At 70.7% G+C, this 16,796-nt stretch carries 15 protein-coding genes; 8 read left to right on the top strand and 7 right to left on the bottom strand.

Features of this window, described 5'->3' with window-relative positions; translation table 11 throughout:
- Positions 1 to 19: 19 nt before the first annotated feature.
- The 3 genes from JWP54_RS02770 (at position 20) to JWP54_RS02760 (ending at position 5,722) form a co-directional block, all read left to right on the top strand.
- Positions 20 to 3,154, top strand: a complete 3,135-nt coding sequence (locus JWP54_RS02770) for a glycosyltransferase (RefSeq protein WP_297366964.1) — start codon at positions 20 to 22, stop codon at positions 3,152 to 3,154.
- Positions 3,144 to 4,598, top strand: coding sequence for a DUF5719 family protein (locus tag JWP54_RS02765; protein ID WP_297366877.1), 1,455 nt, complete (start codon positions 3,144 to 3,146; stop codon positions 4,596 to 4,598). Before JWP54_RS02770 ends, JWP54_RS02765 begins: the two co-directional genes overlap by 11 nt.
- A gap of 71 nt (positions 4,599 to 4,669) precedes the next feature.
- Positions 4,670 to 5,722 (top strand): NAD(P)-dependent oxidoreductase, encoded by a 1,053-nt coding sequence (locus JWP54_RS02760; RefSeq protein ID WP_297366961.1) that lies wholly within the window; start codon positions 4,670 to 4,672, stop codon positions 5,720 to 5,722.
- Between the two features lie 136 nt (positions 5,723 to 5,858).
- On the opposite strand, the gene JWP54_RS02755 is transcribed toward JWP54_RS02760, so the two are convergent.
- Both JWP54_RS02755 and JWP54_RS02750 read right to left on the bottom strand, forming a co-directional pair.
- Positions 5,859 to 6,992, bottom strand: coding sequence for a cell wall metabolism sensor histidine kinase WalK (locus tag JWP54_RS02755; protein WP_297366874.1), 1,134 nt, complete (start codon positions 6,990 to 6,992; stop codon positions 5,859 to 5,861).
- Entirely contained in the window at positions 6,989 to 7,750 is a 762-nt protein-coding gene (locus JWP54_RS02750) for a response regulator transcription factor (protein WP_297366871.1), read from the bottom strand. The genes JWP54_RS02755 and JWP54_RS02750 overlap by 4 nt, the downstream gene beginning before the upstream one ends.
- A 99-nt stretch (positions 7,751 to 7,849) precedes the next feature.
- On the opposite strand from JWP54_RS02750, the gene JWP54_RS02745 reads away from it, so the two are divergent.
- Genes JWP54_RS02745 through JWP54_RS02735 form a run of 3 tightly spaced genes read left to right on the top strand, consistent with a single transcriptional unit; the run spans position 7,850 to position 9,845 of the window.
- The gene (locus tag JWP54_RS02745) at positions 7,850 to 8,518 is read left to right on the top strand and encodes a glycosyltransferase family 2 protein (RefSeq protein WP_297366868.1); all 669 of its coding nucleotides are present in this window, start codon (positions 7,850 to 7,852) and stop codon (positions 8,516 to 8,518) included.
- Positions 8,515 to 9,156 carry a DUF2064 domain-containing protein gene (locus JWP54_RS02740; protein WP_297366865.1) on the top strand — a complete coding sequence of 214 codons (642 nt, stop codon included), beginning with the start codon at positions 8,515 to 8,517 and terminating at the stop codon, positions 9,154 to 9,156. The genes JWP54_RS02745 and JWP54_RS02740 overlap by 4 nt, the downstream gene beginning before the upstream one ends.
- Positions 9,153 to 9,845, top strand: a complete 693-nt coding sequence (locus JWP54_RS02735; protein ID WP_297366862.1) for a methyltransferase domain-containing protein — start codon at positions 9,153 to 9,155, stop codon at positions 9,843 to 9,845. The genes JWP54_RS02740 and JWP54_RS02735 overlap by 4 nt, the downstream gene beginning before the upstream one ends.
- Here the strand turns inward: JWP54_RS02735 and JWP54_RS02730 are convergent.
- Together JWP54_RS02730 and JWP54_RS02725 are read right to left on the bottom strand one after the other, a co-directional pair.
- Complete coding sequence (locus JWP54_RS02730; protein WP_297366859.1) at positions 9,794 to 10,237, bottom strand: hypothetical protein; 444 nt, start codon at positions 10,235 to 10,237, stop codon at positions 9,794 to 9,796. The two genes, JWP54_RS02735 and JWP54_RS02730, sit on opposite strands and share 52 nt — an antisense overlap.
- A 44-nt stretch (positions 10,238 to 10,281) precedes the next feature.
- Positions 10,282 to 11,514, bottom strand: a complete 1,233-nt coding sequence (locus JWP54_RS02725) for a molybdopterin-dependent oxidoreductase (protein WP_297366856.1) — start codon at positions 11,512 to 11,514, stop codon at positions 10,282 to 10,284.
- A gap of 111 nt (positions 11,515 to 11,625) precedes the next feature.
- Here JWP54_RS02725 and JWP54_RS02720 point away from each other — a divergent pair, with 111 nt between their 5' ends.
- Positions 11,626 to 13,038 carry a glycosyltransferase 87 family protein gene (locus JWP54_RS02720; RefSeq protein ID WP_297366853.1) on the top strand — a complete coding sequence of 471 codons (1,413 nt, stop codon included), beginning with the start codon at positions 11,626 to 11,628 and terminating at the stop codon, positions 13,036 to 13,038.
- On the opposite strand, the gene JWP54_RS02715 is transcribed toward JWP54_RS02720, so the two are convergent.
- From JWP54_RS02715 to JWP54_RS02705, 3 genes are all read right to left on the bottom strand, one after another.
- On the bottom strand, positions 13,013 to 14,596 hold the full coding sequence (locus tag JWP54_RS02715; protein WP_297366850.1) for a glycosyltransferase family 39 protein: 1,584 nt from the start codon (positions 14,594 to 14,596) through the stop codon (positions 13,013 to 13,015). The two genes, JWP54_RS02720 and JWP54_RS02715, sit on opposite strands and share 26 nt — an antisense overlap.
- 162 nt (positions 14,597 to 14,758) lie before the next feature.
- Positions 14,759 to 15,442 (bottom strand): hypothetical protein, encoded by a 684-nt coding sequence (locus tag JWP54_RS02710; RefSeq protein ID WP_297366847.1) that lies wholly within the window; start codon positions 15,440 to 15,442, stop codon positions 14,759 to 14,761.
- 195 nt (positions 15,443 to 15,637) lie between these two features.
- On the bottom strand, positions 15,638 to 16,084 hold the full coding sequence (locus tag JWP54_RS02705; protein ID WP_297366844.1) for a metallopeptidase family protein: 447 nt from the start codon (positions 16,082 to 16,084) through the stop codon (positions 15,638 to 15,640).
- Between the two features lie 44 nt (positions 16,085 to 16,128).
- Here JWP54_RS02705 and JWP54_RS02700 point away from each other — a divergent pair, with 44 nt between their 5' ends.
- Complete coding sequence (locus tag JWP54_RS02700) at positions 16,129 to 16,371, top strand: DUF3499 family protein (protein ID WP_297366840.1); 243 nt, start codon at positions 16,129 to 16,131, stop codon at positions 16,369 to 16,371.
- The last annotated feature ends 425 nt before the right edge of the window (positions 16,372 to 16,796 follow it).

Below are 16,796 nucleotides of genomic sequence, written 5' to 3'. Positions count from 1 at the left end.
ACCTAGGCTAGTGAACGATATGCAAGCCAGAGTCACCGCCATCATTGTTGCCCGTAACGGAGCTGCGCACCTTCAGCGAACCCTCGAAGCCCTGCGCGGCCAAACCCGTCAGCCCGACACCGTCGTCGCCGTCGATTGCGGGTCCACCGACGCTTCCGCGGAACTGCTGGCAGCCTACGGACCCACCCACTTCATCTCGGCGGATGCGAGCCTGTCGTTCGGCGACGCGATCAAGACCGCCGTCCGCGTGCTGCCGGACCCCGAGGGCGATCACGAGCTGCTGTGGCTGCTGGCGCAGGACAGCGCCCCGGAGACCAGGGCGCTGCAGAAACTGGTCGCCGAGCTGGAGATCGCCCCGTCGGTGGCGGTTGCCGGCCCCAAGGTGATGGAGTGGATCGCCGACGATTACATCCACGATTTCGGCCTGTCGATGACGCCGTACGGGTCGACGGTCACCCTGGTGGAGAGTGAACTCGACCAGGAACAGCACGACGCCCTGAGCGACGTCCTCGCGGTCAGCGCGGGCGGCATGCTCGTGCGCCGCACGGTCTGGGACCTCCTCGGCGGCTTCGACTCGGCGCTTCCCGTCGTCGACGATTCCCTCGACTTCTGCGTACGGGTGCGTCTGGCCGGATTCCGGGTGTCCGTGGTTTCCGCGGCGAGGGTCAGTTCGGCCGGGGACGGCGTCGCCGGCCCGGACGGTTCCTCCCGCGGCCGGACCAGCCGGCGCCGGGTCCGAGCCGAACGCTCCGCCGCGCTGCACCGCCGCCTCGTCTACGCGCCCACCTGGGCCCTGGCCGTGCACTGGCTCTCGCTCGTGCCGCTCGCGTTCCTCCGCTCGATCATCGACCTGCTGCGCAAGGAGCCCGGCTCGATCATCGGTGAATTCGCGGCGGCGTTCTCCGCCGCGTTCCTCGGCAGCAAGGTGCGCCAGGCCAGGCGCAAGCTCGCCGCCACCCGCACGCTCGGTTGGTCGTCCATCTCGTCCCTGCGGGTGTCCGCCGCGGAGGTCCGCCGGCGGCATGCCCTCACCCGGGAGGCCGCCCTGACCGGCGCCAGGGGAGACCGGCCGGAGATCCGGTTCTTCTCCCGCGGCGGGGCGTGGACCCTGCTCGGCGCCGTGGTGGTCGGCGTCGTCGTGTTCGCGCCGTTCCTCGGCGCTCAGGCCCTCAGCGGTGGCGGCCTGCTGCCGCTGTCCGATTCCGTCGGCGCGCTCTGGGCCAACGTCGGCTACGGCTGGCGCGACATCGGGCTGGGCTTCGTCGGCGGCGCCGACCCCTTCGCCGTGGTGCTGGCCATCCTCGGCACCCTCACGTTCTGGTCACCGTCCTTCGCCATGGTGCTCCTCTACCTGCTCGCGTTGCCCCTGGCGGCCTTCGGAGCGTGGATGGCTTCGACCCGGCTCACCCACCGCGGCTCGATCCGTGCCACCGCCGCGGTTCTGTGGATGCTGTCCCCGACGTTCCTCACCGCGCTCGCCACCGGCCGCCCGGCCGCGATCCTCGTTCACCTGCTGCTGCCGTGGCTCTTCTTCGCCGGCATCGCCGCGGCCAGGTCCTGGTCGGCGTCGGGCTCCGCCGCCCTGTTGTTCGCTGCGATCGTGGCCTGCGCCCCGTCGTTGGCCCCGGCCCTGCTCATCATCTGGCTGCTCTGCGTCTTTGCCAGCGGCCGCCGGGTGATGCGCTTCGTGGGCATCCCGCTGCCGGCTCTCGCGCTGGCGCTCCCGCTGATCTGGGACCAGGTGCTGCGCGCCAACTGGCTGGCCCTGTTGGCCGATCCGGGCGTCCCGGTGCCCACCTCGCCGGTACCGGTCTGGCAGATGATCCTCGGCTTCCCCGCCGGTGACCTCGGCGGTTGGCCGCAGCTGCTGCCGCTCTGGGGCGGTACCGCGACCGCGGCGGACCTGATGGTGCCGCTGCTCCTGGTTCCCCTCGCGGTGCTGGCGCTCGTGTCGCTGCTCCTGCCCGGCGCCCGTGGCGCCGCATCCGCCCTGATCGGCGCCCTGCTCGGGCTCGGCACCGCGATCGGCGCGAGTTCACTGTCGCTGGCCGCCGTGGGCGACCAGTCCGTGACGATTTGGCCGGGAGCCGGGCTCAGCCTGTACTGGCTGGGCATCGTCGGCGCCGTGGTGTTCGCGGCCCGCGGGCTGCACAAGGTGGCGGTGGCTCCGCTGGTGGCTGCCGCCCTGGCCCTTGCCGTGGTTTCGCTGCCGTTGGCGGCCGCCCTCCCGCTCGGAACCGCCGCCGTTCAGGAGACCCTCGGCCGCACCCAGCCGGCCTTCGTGACGGCGGAAGCGCTCGTCACGCCGCGGGTCGGCACTCTGCAGATCGTGCCGCAGCCCGACGGCGGCATCCTCGCCACCATCGTGCGCGGCGCCGGCGAACGCCTCGACGCCCAGTCAACTCTCTCCAGCACCGCCACCGGGACCACCGACGAGCAGGCCGAACTGGCGACCCTCGCCGGGAACCTCGCCTCGCAGAGCGGGCTGGACGCGTCGGCTGAGCTGGCCAGGTTCGGCATCCGCTTCGTGCTGCTGCGTCCCGCCGCCCAGACGCCCACCGAGTGGGGTGCGGCGGGTGCGGTGACCACCGCCGCGACCCAGACCAGCACCCGGACCACCACCTCCCTGGACGGAACCGCCGCCCTCGTGCCAGTCGGGGACACCGCCTTCGGCCGGCTGTGGCGCTCCGATGCGCAGACCGACGTCGCGGTCAACGGAGCCATTCCCGCGGATGCCGGCGGAGTCGTCGGACTGCTGACCACTATCGTCGCCGTGCTCGTCATCGGTGCGACGGTCCTACTCTCGATCCCGACCGGAGCCGGCCGGGAGGCCGTCTACCAGGCGCATCGGGACGCCATCCGGCGAGCCTCACGGATGAGCAAGCCGGTCAAGCCCACCAAGGTGCGCCGAAGCTCGCGGGCCCCCAGGGTGCCCCGCTCGGAACGACCGGGAGCAAAATCCAAAACCAAGGCCGGCACCAGGACCACCGCGGACGCCAAGCCCACACCGCAGCCCACGAGCAAGCCCGGTGCGCCGGAGCCCGGTGCGCCGACCGCACCTGAACCGACGGCCGGCCCCGACCGCCAGGCGCCGGGCGTGACCACAGCGCCGGCCCGCACCGACAGCACAGAGGACACCGACAATGGTCACTAAGCGCAGGGTGGCCCTCGTCGGAGCCCGGATGACCGCCGGGCTGGCCGGCATCGTCGTCGTCGTCGTCGCCGTGGGTGGAGCGGCACTCGCGCCCTGGCCGGCGGTCGTGAGCGAGCCGGAGGCCACGCTGGTCACCCCCGTCGCCAGCGACCAGACGCAGGTGTGTCCCGGTCCGCTGCTCACCCTGGCCGCTGACTCCAGCCAGGCGGATGTCGCCACGTCCGTCAGCCGCTTCGACACCGTCTACGGCGCCCGGGCTGCCGGCACCGGCGGTGCCGTCGTGGACGTCACCCGTTCCGACCTGGCTGCCGTCGAAAACGCCGAGAGCGCCAGGGACGGCGCCCCGCAACTGCTGACCGTGCCGGCGGGCGCCGCCGCCCAGGCCGCCGCGCTCGTCAACGGCGCCCAGTCCCAGAACGCCGCCAGCGAAACCCTCGGCGGGCTCGCCACGTCGGCCTGCACTGCAGCCGACAGCGACTCCTGGCTGGTCGGCGGCTCCACCGACGTGGGCCGCACCAGCCTGGTGCTGCTCAGCAACCCCTCCACGGTGGTGGCCACGGTCGACCTCACCGTTTACGGCGAGACCGGCCAGGTGGACGCCCCTGGATCCACCGGAATCCTGGTCCAGCCGGGCACCCAGCGAATCATCTCCCTCGCCGGCCTCGCCCCCAACCTGCTCTCACCGGTGGTGCACGTGCAGGCCACCGGGGGGCAGGTCGCTGCGGCCCTCCAGCAGAGCGTCATCAGCGGCATCCAGCCCGGCGGAGCCGAACTTCTCGGCCCAACCACCGACGCCGCGACCGAGCAGGTCATCCCCGGTGTCGTCGTCACACCGCCGGGCGCCGAGGTGTCCGTCGATGAGGGAGCAGTGTCCGAGGACACCCCGACGGTGCGGGTGCTGGTCCCCGGCGACGCCCCGGCCACGGTGAGCGTCGGCGTGCAGAGCGAAGACGGCGCCTCGGCCGGCACGTCGCTCGAGGTGGTGATCCAGCCCGGCCTGGCCACCGAGATCCCGTTGAGCGGGATCGCGCCGGGCAACTACACCGTGAGCCTGGCCGGCGACCAGCCCCTCGTCGCCGCGGCCCTGACCACTGTCACCGGCACCGCCACCCGGGACTTCACCTGGGCCAGCGCCGCCGCCGCCCAAGCGGACGAGTTCCTCGTCTACATCGCGCCGGGCCCGGCGCCGGCCCTCCACCTGGCGAACACGTCCGACGTGGACTCCGTGCTCACCCTCACCGCCGACGGCGGCGCGGTCACCACCCTCACCGTGCCGGCCGGCCAGTCGGTCGTCACCGGCGTGACCGAATCCATCGCCTACCTGGTCACCGGAGGTGAGGGGATCGCGGCGTCGGTCGGTTACTCGGGTGACGGGCTCGCGTCTTCCTACACCGTCAGCCCGATCGGGGCGCTCGTACAGGCCATCCCGGTCTACCCGCGGTAATCATCGTGTCCGCTTCCCAGCCGAAGAATCCTGCCGTCACCGAGCCTGCCGCCGCGCCGACACCCGGCAACCTGCTGGTCACCGGCGGCGCCGGCTTTATCGGCGGCGCCATCGTGTCGGCAGCGCTGGACCGGGGCTGGCAGGTGCGGGTGCTCGATTCCCTCCGCGGCGATGTGCACGGCGGCCTGCCCACTCCGGACCCCCGGGTCGAGTTCGTCGTCGGCGACGTGACGGATGCGGCCGTGGTCGCGCGGTCCCTGCGCGGCATCGACGTGGTCTGCCATCAGGCGGCGAAGGTGGGCCTCGGCGTCGACTTCTCCGACGCGCCGGACTACGTGCACAGCAACGAGGTGGGCACCGCCGTGCTGCTGGCGGGCATGCAGGCCGCCGGTATCGCACGCCTCGTCCTGGCGTCATCGATGGTGGTCTACGGCGAGGGCAGCTATCGCAGCGCCACCGAATTCGCCCGTCCGGGCCCCCGGCGCGCGCGCGATCTGGACGCGGGACGGTTCGACCCGGTCGACGATGCGACCGGGAAGCCGCTCGAGCCGGCCCTCGTCGGTGAGGACGACCCGCTCGACCCGCGCAACGTCTACGCGAGCAGCAAACTGGGCCAGGAATACCTCGCGACGTCCTGGAGCCGCGGCACCGGGGGACGGGTGGCCGCCCTGCGCTACCACAACGTCTACGGACCCGGAATGCCCCAGAACACGCCGTATGCGGGCGTCGCCTCGCTGTTCCGGTCGGCGCTGGCACGCGGCGAGGCTCCGCAGGTGTATGAGGACGGCCGGCAGCGCCGCGACTTCGTGCACGTGCGTGACATCGCCTCCGCCAATCTCGCCGCGATCGGCTGGACCGCCGCCACCGGTGGTGACGGCACCTTCCGGGCCTTCAACGTGGGCAGCGGTACCGTGCACACCATCGGCGACATGGCCGAGGCGCTCAGCCGAGCGGCGGGCGGCCCGGCGCCGGTTGTGACCGGGCAGTACCGCCTGGGCGATGTGCGGCACATCACCGCATCGTCCGAACGGCTGCGCACCGAACTGGACTGGCGCCCGTCGATCAGCTTCGAGGACGGCATGATCGAGTTCGCCAGCGCACCGCTCCGCACCGCCGTGCGCTGATCCCCCCTCCCGCAACACCGCCGACGTGGGCGCCCTCGGACGGGAAGCCTTCGCGCGCTACGCGGGCAAGGCGCCGCAACGCGGGTGGCGCGCCACCCGCGCAGCGGCGTACGACCCGCGTAACGGGATGCGCGAGTCAGGATGCCGGGAGCAGCAGGTCGAACCGGCATCCGCCGGCCAGGTTCTGCACCGCCACGTCACCGCCGTGCGCGGCGACGATGCCGGCCACGATCGCCAGGCCCAGGCCGGCGCGACCCTCGTCGGCGGGTTCGGCGCCCGGCGTGCGCGGTTCGGTCCCGCGCCAACCCGCTTCGAAAACCCGCTCGAGGTCGCGGGGATCGATGCCGCCGGCGCTGTCCTGCACCGAGATCACGGCGCGGCCGTCGGCGTGCTCGGTCACCGCGACGACGATGGCGCTGCCCGGCGCCGACTGCTGCACAGCGTTCATGACGAGATTGCCGACGGCACGGGACAACTCGGCCGGATCGGCCGGGATCGTCAGTCCCATCGCTCCCTCGAAACGCAGGTCGAGGCTCTTTGCGCGTGCCACCGGCCCGAGGTCGGCGACGGTGTCGCTGATCAGGTCGTACAGGGCCACCTGCACCACCCTCAGACGCAGGGTACCCGAGTGGATGCGGGACAGCTCGAAGAGGTCGTCGACCATCCCGCTCAGCCGGTCCACCTGCCCGCGGATCTGACGGTGGTACCGGGCGGGGTCCTCGACCATGTCATCCTCGAGCGCCTCCGCCATCGCCCGGATGCCGGCCAGCGGGGTGCGCAGATCGTGGGAGATCCAGGCGACCAGGTCCCGGCGGGACGCATCGATCCGGCCCTCCCGGTCACGCAGCTCCTGCAGGCGCTCCCCGGTGGCGGCGAGCTGGCCGGCCAGCGCGGCGAACTCGGTATTGCTGTGTCGCTCGACCGACGTCATCGGCTCGCCGCGGCCGAGGTTCGCGGCGGCCCGGGTGAGGTGCCGGCTGTCCTGCACCAGTGCGCGACCCAGCAGGCCCGCCATGAGTAGCGACACGCTGCCGGCGACGCCGGCGACGAAGTAGAACACGGTCAGGTCGTGGTCTGACACGTACATCAGCGACGCGGCCGCGGCCATCCCGCTGACCACCGACACGATCGTGGCCAGGGCCACCACCAGCAGTTGCAGCACCAGGGAGTACCGGGAGAGCAGTCGCAGGGTGATCAGGCCGAGCGCTCCGACGATGATGGCGCTGGCCAGCGCGATCACCACGACGCTCACCAGTCCGGTGACGTTCACCGGCGGGCCCCGGCGTCCTGCTGGGCGGAACCGGAGGCGCCCAGCGGTGACGGGTCGAACCGGTAGCCGACGCCCCAGACGGTGTTCAGCAGGAGCGGGCGGGTCGGGTCCACCTCGATCTTCTCGCGCAGCCGTCGCACGTGCACGGTGACCGTGGACAGGTCACCGAAATCCCAACCCCAAACCGATTTCAGGAGGTCCTCCCGGCTCAGCGCCAGGTGCGGGCGCCCGATCAGGTGGGCCAGCAAGTCGAACTCACGCGCGGTGAGCACGAGCGGGACACCGAACATCCGCACCTCGTGCGCCGCCAGGTCCAACGAGAACGGCCCGACCTCGGTCGGCCCACCTGGTGCCGGCTCCGGCGCGTTCCGGCGCAGCACGGATTGCACCCGCAGCACGAGCTCCCGCGGGGAGAACGGCTTGGCGAGGTAGTCGTCGGCGCCGGCCTCGAGGCCGTCGATCCGGTCCTCCTCTTCGTTGAGGGCGGTGAGCATGATCACCGGCACGGCCCACGCCGCCTTGAGTCGTCCGCAGACCTCGAGTCCGTCCAGCCCGGGCAGCATGCGGTCGAGGACCACCAGGTCGGGCCGATTCTCCTCGGCCTGGTGGAGGCCGGCCAGGCCGTCTGGCGCCCGCTCGACGGCGAACCCGGCCGCGCTCAGGTAGCGGCAGACGATCTCGGATACCGTGGGGTCGTCGTCGACGACGAGGACGCGGCGTGGCGCGTCGGGCGAGCCGGCGCTGGGCGATGGAGTCACTCCTGAAGGTTATGCGCTTCGCCGCTATTTTCGGATCCGTCCGCACTCCGTAACGTTTCGCGGGCCGGTCGGCGGCGTCCCCCGCCGTAGGGTCGGAGAGTGAGTGAGTTCCGGGTCGATGTCGTTTTGCCGTGTTTGAACGAGGCCGGCGCGCTGCCGTGGCTGTTGGGCCGGCTGCCCGAAGGCTACCGGGCCATCGTCGTGGACAACGGGTCGACCGACGGGTCCGCCGAGATCGCCCTCGCCGCCGGCGCCACCGTGGTGCACGAGGCGCGCCGCGGTTTCGGGGCCGCTGCCCACGCCGGGTTGCTGCACGCGAGCGCTCCTGTCGTGGCGTTCTGCGATGCCGACGCGTCGATGGACCCGCGGGACCTGCCCCTGGTGGCGGACCCCGTCGCCGCCGGGGACGCCGATCTGGTACTCGGCCGGCGCCGCCCCACGACCGCCGGATCATGGCCGCTGCACGCCCGGATAGCAAATACCACTCTTTCTTGGCGACTGCGCCGAATAACAGGTGTGAACATCTATGACTTGGGCCCGATGCGGGCCGCCCGGAGGGAAGACCTCCTGTCCCTCGACCTGCAGGACCGACGCAGTGGCTACCCGCTCGAGGTTTTCCTCAAGGCCGCCGCGGCAGGCTGGCGCATCCGCGAGGTGGATACGCCCTACGCCCCGCGGGTGGGACGCAGCAAAGTGACCGGCACCGTGCGCGGCACCCTCACCGCCATCGGCGACATGTCCCGGCTCCTCAAGCAGGCCGGGCGATGACCACGCTCATCCTGCTCGCCAAGGAGTGCCTGCCCGGCAAGGTGAAGACGCGGCTGCACCCGCCGCTCAGCCTCGAGCAGGCGGCGGAGCTCGCCGCAGCCAGCCTCGACGACACGTTCACCGCGGTCAGGTCGCTGCCGGCCACTCGCCGGGTGCTCGCCTTCGACGGCCATCGCGCGCCCGCGGCCTCCGCGGGGTACGACGTTGTGCCGCAGGTGGCCGGGGGCCTGGACGCCCGGATCGGTGCGATCTTCGACGGCTGCACCGAACCCGCCGTGCTCATCGGGATGGACACCCCACAGGTGTCCGCCCGCGTACTGGCCCCTCTTTTCGCGGACTGGCCGGCTGACGTCGACGCGTGGTTCGGCCCGGCCGCCGACGGCGGCTTCTGGGCTCTGGCGCTGCGCAACCCGGACGGCGACCTCGTCCGCGGCGTGCCGATGTCCCGGGCCGACACCGGTGCCCGCCAGCTCGACAGGCTGCGCGGAGCCGGGCTTCGGGTGCGGATGCTGCCGACGCTCACCGACGTCGATCACATCGAGGACGCCTACACGGTGGCGGCCCTCGAGCCCCACGGCCGGTTCGCGGCGACCCTGGCCGGTTTCGGCGTCGCCCAGTTGAGCGAGGCACTGCGATGACGATGCTCGCGGGCCGGCCAGACCTCGACACCCCCAGCACCTTCGGATCCGGCGGTGGCGAGCCTTACGCGGCAGCGCTCGTGGCGGAAACTGCGGTCTTGTTCCTCCGGCACGACACGGCGCGACTGCCCGCGTCAGTGCCCATGGACGCCGGCCGGTGGAGCGCCGATGCCGATGCCACCGACCTCGCCGTGTTGGACGGTGCGACCGGGCCGGTCCTGGACATCGGCTGCGGACCCGGCCGGATGATTCGGGCGGCGCTGGACCTGGGACTGGCCGCCGCGGGAGTGGACGTGTCACCGACCGCCGTGCGCATCGCCACCGCGGCCGGCCTGACCGTGCTGAACCGGTCGGTCTTCGACCCCCTGCCGCTCGCGGGTGGCTGGGGCACGGCGCTCCTGCTCGACGGCAACATCGGCATCGGCGGCGACCCCGGAGCCCTGCTCGCCCGATGCGCTCAGTTGATCGGCGGGAACGGTGCCCTCCTGGTGGAGGTCAGCGGCGACCCCGACTGCGACCATGCCTACGAGGGTATCCTCGAGGACGCGAGGGGCCGGCGCAGCGCGGTGTTCCCCTGGGCGGAGATCGGTATCGTCGCTCTCCGGGCGCGTGCCGAATCAGCCGGCCTGCGGGTCAGTCAGGACTGGATCCGGGACGGGCGCTGGTTCGCCCGTCTGGTGCGCAGGTAGAACCACAGCGAGACGGCAGCGCAGGCCACCGCCAGGATGAGCCAGAACAGGCCCAAGTTCGCGGCGTAGTCCAGGGGGAGGACGGTGGGGTTTCTGGGGCCCTGCCGCTGGGCCGCGATCGCCGGCAGCACGATCAGCGTCATCAACGAGCCGAGGACGATCGTGGCCTGCACCGTCACGACGACGCTGCCGGCGACCCGGTGGCCTGCGCGGCGGGTGAGCACACCGAGCCCGAACACCAGGGGCGAGATCACGGCGTCGTGCAGCACGATCGCACCGGCGATCCACAGCGCCAGCCCCGGCAGGCGCCGCAGGGCGACAGAGTCGACCAGGACGTAGGCGCCAAGGCCGAGACCGAGCACCCCGACGGCGACGAGGACGGACCGCGCCACGCGTATCCGTCGAGAGGGCAGCGCCACTTCCGCTTCTGATCCCATCACGCGTCGATCGCCTCGATTCGGCTGAGCCACTTGGTTTGCAGGACGCCGGGCCGGCCCGGCGCGATCATTCGCGCCGGGTAGCCGTGCTCCAGGTCGAGGGTCTCGCCGTTCAGTTCGAGGGCGACGAGGGTGAGCGGGTCCCGCACGTACTCGCGGCCCATCTCGGTCTGCCGGAAGCCGCCGCGCTGCTCCAGGCTGATCAGCCGGAGATCGCTGTCGGGGGAGCCGCCGGCCTCGTCGATGAGGTCGCGCAGGCGCACGCCGCGCCAGGAGGCCATCTGGCTCCAGCCCTCCACGCAGGCGATCGGCAGGTCGACGTCGGTCTGGGGGAGGGCGGCCAGCTCGGCGCGACTGAACGACCGCTCGGTGTCTCCGGACGCCACCGTCAGCACCCAGTCCGTGGCCATGGCGGCCGTGGCCACCTTCGCCTGCGCCGACGAGCGGTTGACGGGCACCCCTTGCTGGCCGACACCCTTCTTGCGCGGTCCGAACGCGTTCAGGGCATCCAGCGGCGTGAAGGTCTGGCCGGCCGTGAGGCCCACGACCGTCGCGACGCCCAGCGTCACCGTGGCCAGGAATCCGCGGCGGCTCGTCCGAGCCGGAACCGTCGGGGTGGCGTCGATGTAGGACAGGATCCGTCCCGTGAGGCCACGGGTGCGAGGCAGGCCCTCTTGCGTGGGGCCGGCGCGGAGCTGCTCCGGCGGCCCTGCCGTGCGCTCGGCCCGCCAGTGCGCCGAGATCAGGGGCAGCTTCACACCGATGTGCACCAGCAACGACCCGATGATCACGAAGGACAACGCGAAATGCACCTGCCGGAACGGGAACGGGAACGGGTACCACTGGTACGTGTTGAGCAGGCCGATGGTGATCTCGACCAGCGAGGCGCCGACGAACAACGCGATCGACGCCCGCTCCAGGAACTGGGCGAACGATGTCACCGGCGGGTAGACGAACAGTTGCGGGAAGACCACGTAAAGCTTCGCGAGCAGCAGGGGGAAGCATGCGATGCCCGCCACGATGTGGGTGCCCTGGGTGAGCTGGTAGAGCCCGGCCGGCCGGGTCGGGAACACCATCCACGATAGGGGCTCCTGCAGAAAATGGCTGTACAGGCCGGTGCCGAAGCAGAGCAGGAAGGCCAGGCCGAGCAGCCGGCCGATCACGGTGGCCATCCGCGGATTCCGCACCGGAGAGGCGAGCTGGGCCCTGGCCTCGTACATCAATCGGCGCATAGTCCATTCCACCATCCCGGCGGGCGCGGGAGCGTCTGCAATCCTTACGTTTCGCTGACATCGGCGCCGGCCGATCGGTCCGGGTGCCGTCGGGTGCGGAAGGATGGCAGGGTGCGCACCATCGTCGTTTCGATCCTCCTGGCCGCCAGCGCCGCCGTCACCGCGGCCCTGGTGGTGTCCTTCGACCTGTTCCGCCCGTACCGGGACACGATTCCGCTCCTCGTTGGCACGCTGGTTCTGTGGGTGCTGTTCGCCGCCGCGGTGATCGCCCTGCGCAAGGTCCAGGGTCGGGCGGTGGTGGTGCTGGTGCTGGCCGGGTCGGTTGTTCTCGGCGGCGCGGCGATGGCCGGCCCGCCGAACACGAGCACGGACTCCGCTCGGTACGCCTGGGACGGCATCGTGCAGAACGCCGGGATCTCGCCGTATGCTTTCGTTCCCGCTGACGAGCGCCTGGACAGCCTGCGGCCGGACTGGCTGTTCCCGGCGCCGGTGGGCGACGCCGCCGAACCGGGCTGCGCGGGGGAGCGCATCGAAACCGTCGACCGGGACACCGGGCCGCCCCTGTGTTCAGCGCTGAACCGCACCACGGTGCCCACCATCTATCCGCCCGCCGCTGAGATCTACTTCGCCGGCGTCCGCGCGGTGGTCGGCGCCGACGCGGGGTATTGGCCCCTGCAGGTGACGGGGCTGCTGCTGTGTGTGGGCATCAGCGGGATGCTGCTGCTGGGCCTTCACCGCCGCGGCCTGGACCAGCGGCACGCGGCGCTCTGGGCGTGGTGCCCGCTGGTCGCAACGGAAGGCATCACCAACTCGCACGTCGACCTGCTCGGCGTGGCCTTCGTCCTCGCCGCCGTCTTCTGGATCAGCAGCGCTAAATATGTGCGCGGCGGAATCCTGCTGGGCGTGGCGATCGGGGTCAAGCTGATCCCGGCAATCGCCGCGCCGGCGCTGTTGGCACGGCAGGGCTGGAAGGTGATGGCTGCAGCGGTGGTGACGTTCGCCCTGCTCTATGTGCCGTACGTGCTGGCCACCGGCATCGGGGTGCTCGGCTACCTGCCCGGCTACCTCACCGAGGAAGGCTACGAGGACGGATCCCGGTTCGCGCTGGTGTCGTTGATCGCGCCGGGCAGCTCCGCCATCGTCGTGGCCGCGATGTTCCTGGCCGGCCTGGCCGCGGTCACGATCTGGAAGACCGATCCGGAGCGCCCCTGGCTCGGCCAGCTCCTGATGATCGGCGGCACCCTCCTGGTGCTCAGCCCCCGGTACCCCTGGTACGCGCTCCTGCTGCTGCCGTTCATCGCGCTCAGCGGCAGGTGGGAATGGTTGGCGATTCCACTGGCGCTGACCGTGCGCCTGCTGGTGCCCTCCCTCACGGTCACCCGGGTGTCGCTAACGATCGCGCTGGTGGTCATCGTGGTCGTGTCGGTGCGACGCGCGGGCCCCGGCGCGCTGGACCGCTGGCGCAGTCTCGGCCGCCGCCGGGGCGGTCCGGAGCCGGTCAGCGTTCGTAGCGGAGAACGTTGACGCCGGTGAGGGCCCATTCCTCGACACGGCTGTAGCCGAGGTCGCCGAGTTTCGCGGTGACGCCCGGACGCCAATCCTGCTTGTCGCTCGTGACCAGCCACACGGCATCCACGCCGGCGAACCTGTCGGTAACCTCGCTCAGCGGGTACCGGGTTTCCCACAGGTCGCCGGTCTGCGCGGCGGGGGTCTTCAGCTTCACGTCGATCAGCCCGTCGAAGGCATCCGGGTACGAGTACGCGATCACCCGGGTGGTCGCCGACGGATGCTGGCGCACCGGCCCGTAGACGATGGCGGCGGTTTCGCCCGGATGCGCGGCCCGCTCGCGGGTGATGAGATCGGCGACCTCGCTCCATGACGAGTTCTGTTTGGCTTCCGGCTGCCGCTGGGCGATGAACTGCGGGGCGGCAAGGCCGACGAGCGCGACCAGCACCGCGACGATCAGCCAACGGCGTCGGAGCGCTTCCAATCCGACACCGATCAGGATCGCAACGGCGGGAGCGCAGAAGGTGAGATACCGGGGCGAATAGAGCGGCGCCACCAACGCGGATACACCGATCACCCCGAGTGTCGGCACCACGAGCCACGGCAGTGTTATCGCGAGCAGGGAGGGGTTCCGGCTGCCGGGGCCGGCCGCGGCGGACCGGCTGCCGCGCCGTTGCCGGGCGGCGAGCACCAGCGTCACCAGGCCGACGGCCACCAACGCCCAGGCCGCGAGGGCGAACGGACGGTTGAGGTAGAACCACTGGGTGAGGAACACGCCGCGCCAGCTGCCCCAGCTGATCGGGGCGATCCAGCTCACCTGGCCGGACTGCCGCACCACGCTGAGTGCGAACGGCATCAGCAGCACGGCCGCCGCTCCGGCGCCCAAAGCCCAGCCCAGCATCGACGCCCGGACGGCCCGTTCTCGCCGGCCTGCCCACAGCGTCCACAGCGCGGTCAGCCCGTGAGCGGCCACCAGGAAGGCGAGGTAGATGAACGTCACCGTGCCGACGACGGCGGTGACACCGTAGAGCGTCCACCAGAGCACGCGAACGCGCCGGCGCGCCGGACCGCGACGCCACGCGGCGAGGAACACGAGGGTGAGCGCAACGGCGAGGGCGGCGGTCAACGCGTAGGAGCGCCCCTCCGCGCCCATCCAGGTGACCCGGGGCAGCAGGCAGAACACGATTCCCGCGAGAAGGGCGGCGCGGCGGGATGCCCGGGACCGCACCAGCAACAGCAGCAGGGCGGCCGCGACGCCAACGCAGACGGCGCTTGGCAGACGCAGGGTGAAGGGCGTATAGCCCACCAGGTCCAGCCAGAGGTGCATTCCGGCGTAGTAGAGGCCGTGGACCGCGTCGATGGTGTGGAGCATGCGGGCCAGCTCCGGCCAGCTGCGCATCGTGGCGGAGACCGTGGCGGCCTCGTCGAACCAAATCGACGGCTGCCAGGACCAGGCCAGGGAGAGCAGCGTCCCGAACAGGCCGACCAGAAGCGCGTCGCGGTATCCCCGCCGCACGGGGATGCGGCCAGAGGCCGGGGCGGCCGGTCGCATCGCGGTGGCGCTGGCGGAGGTCATGGTCGATCGGTCTCGCATTCGTTCCCAGTCAAGTCGGCGTGCGGCCACCGTGACCCCTCACCCGAGGGTAGGCGACCTTTCCGGAGAATCTACCCGGAGCTGGCCGTCACCACGACAAAAACGGCCGAGCGTGGCTCGGCCGTTTTTGGGTGCTGCGTGGTGTTACTTGGTGTTGACGGTGATCGTCGCGATGCCCACGAGGAGCTGGTCGGCGATGGCGTCGGTCTTGAAGGTGGCGTTGAGCAGCTCGGCGGCCTCAGCGGAGATGTGCACGGTGGTGCCGGTCAGGATGCCGTTGTCGCCGTCCATCTGGAGCGGCTTGAGGGTTCCACCGTAGAGGTCGAAGAGCTTGACCTGCGTGGCGGCGGACTCGCCGTTCGCGGTGACGTCGCCGAAGAGCTCGGAGGTGCCGGGGTCGATGGTGAAGTTGGTCAGCTCGACAACGGTCTCGCCGGCGGTGAGGGAGAAGCCGGATCCTTCGTGCTCGATGTTGCCCTGGACGTAGGGACGGTAGTCCTCGGCCGGGTCGTAGTAGTCGACGTTGCCGCCGGTGATCGGGAAGTGCAGGCTGCCCTCTTCGAGGGTGGCGGTGCCGACGGTGCCGGGGGTGAGGCCCAGGCTGGTCAGGGCCGCGGCGAAGTCGGCGTCCAGGAGCACGGCGGTGTCGACGCCGGTGAGGCTGGGGATCGAGGCGACCGGGGTGGGGGTGGCCTCGGCGGAGGAGGAGCTGGATGAGCCGGACGACGACGTCGAGGTCTCGGCTGCGGGGGTGGAGCAGGCGGCGAGCCCGGCGACGAGCAGGCCGGCAGTGGTCAGTCCGAGTGCGGTCTTGGTGAAGCTGCGCATGATGTGTTCCTTCGCTGTGATGGAGTGTTGCTTGGTCTGCACATGGTTCGGCCCCACCTCGAAAAAGGTTTGGTCCCTCGCACAAGAAGTTCCGCACCGTCGCCCATCGATCTCGTCGACGCGGTGCTGAGCGCGCCGAAGTGACCCGCAGACGCACGGCTGCGTCGCGCGCGCGCGAAGCAGCGAAGCGGCCGCCTAGAAGTGGCGGAACCGGTCGGGCGCGAGGTCCCAGGGGTCTTTGCCGAGCAACTCCCCGACCGCGCGGAAGACGCAGCTCTCGATGACCATGCGCTGGTGGAACTCATCATTGCGGTGCAACCGGCTGAGACGCTGAATAGGCAACCGGTAGAACGTGATCCGACGCTCGCGGTTGTCCACCGAGTACCGCTCCACGCCGACATCCGGAACGACCGATGCCGGTCCGGGAGCCACCTCGAAGATGACGTCGGACAGTTCGGTGGGCCACACCATACGCAGGTAGTCCACCGTGGAGGCGATTGTCATGTCGAACGTGTCGATCCTCGTGCGCAGGGGAGGCAGGAACGGGCCGGTGGCCGAGCTCCGAAATCCGCGACCGTGCCGGTCCCGTCCCCGGCCCCGCAGGATCGGGGTCTGCACGGTGGTGCGGCGTGAACGAAACATGCCCACAGTCTACTTCCGAGCCTTCGGAGGTATCCTGAATCACCATGTCAGCCAGAGCCTGTTCCCGAATCTCCTGCAGCGAGGATGCCGTTGCCACGCTGACCTTCTCCTATGTCGACTCGATGGCGGTGCTCGGCCCGCTCGCCGACACCCACGAACCGCACACCTATGACCTCTGCGATCGGCACGCGCGACTCACCTCCCCACCACAGGGCTGGCAACTCATTCGGCACCGGATCGTGTCGATCGAGGATGCCGGCCAGGACGCGTCGAACCGGCCCTCCTAGGCGCGACACGCCCGGGCGCCGAAGGTGATTTGCAGCCCCCTCGGAATCCCCGTAATGTCATCTCTCGTCACCCCACAGGTTCGGAAAAGCCGCAGAGCTTCCGGCCTCAAGCGGGACCATCTCCCAGTCAAAACACACCACGTCATCACCGATGTGGGCGTTGGTTTTGACCGGGAATCAGCTCTTCGCTCCACATCCTTCGAACGGTCGAACGGAGTGTTTTTCGGCATTAGTCTGCCGAAAACTCACCGCTCAGTTGATTTGACACGGACTCGAGCGGCGGCTAAGTTAGACAAGTTGCCCCGGAGCGAAAGCCAGTCACAATGGCCTGAAGTCGGGTGCGTCCGATCCTTGAGAACTCAACAGCGTGCACAATGTCAAATGCCAAAAACCTCGTGGTTTGGATCCGTTTCTAGCGGTGAAGG

It is taken from the genome of Cryobacterium sp. (genome assembly GCF_025463825.1).
Classification (GTDB): domain Bacteria; phylum Actinomycetota; class Actinomycetes; order Actinomycetales; family Microbacteriaceae; genus Cryobacterium.
This window is presented reverse-complemented; position numbering and strand designations above follow the sequence as displayed.

Coding starts and splice junctions, on each gene's coding strand:
- JWP54_RS02770 (WP_297366964.1), top strand. CDS start 20: ATGCAAGCCAGAGTCACCGCCATCATTGTTGCCCGTAACGGAGCTGCG.
- JWP54_RS02765 (WP_297366877.1), top strand. CDS start 3,144: ATGGTCACTAAGCGCAGGGTGGCCCTCGTCGGAGCCCGGATGACCGCC.
- JWP54_RS02740 (WP_297366865.1), top strand. CDS start 8,515: ATGACCACGCTCATCCTGCTCGCCAAGGAGTGCCTGCCCGGCAAGGTG.
- JWP54_RS02735 (WP_297366862.1), top strand. CDS start 9,153: ATGACGATGCTCGCGGGCCGGCCAGACCTCGACACCCCCAGCACCTTC.
- JWP54_RS02725 (WP_297366856.1), bottom strand. CDS start 11,514: ATGCGCCGATTGATGTACGAGGCCAGGGCCCAGCTCGCCTCTCCGGTG.
- JWP54_RS02715 (WP_297366850.1), bottom strand. CDS start 14,596: ATGACCTCCGCCAGCGCCACCGCGATGCGACCGGCCGCCCCGGCCTCT.
- JWP54_RS02710 (WP_297366847.1), bottom strand. CDS start 15,442: ATGCGCAGCTTCACCAAGACCGCACTCGGACTGACCACTGCCGGCCTG.
- JWP54_RS02705 (WP_297366844.1), bottom strand. CDS start 16,084: ATGTTTCGTTCACGCCGCACCACCGTGCAGACCCCGATCCTGCGGGGC.
- JWP54_RS02700 (WP_297366840.1), top strand. CDS start 16,129: ATGTCAGCCAGAGCCTGTTCCCGAATCTCCTGCAGCGAGGATGCCGTT.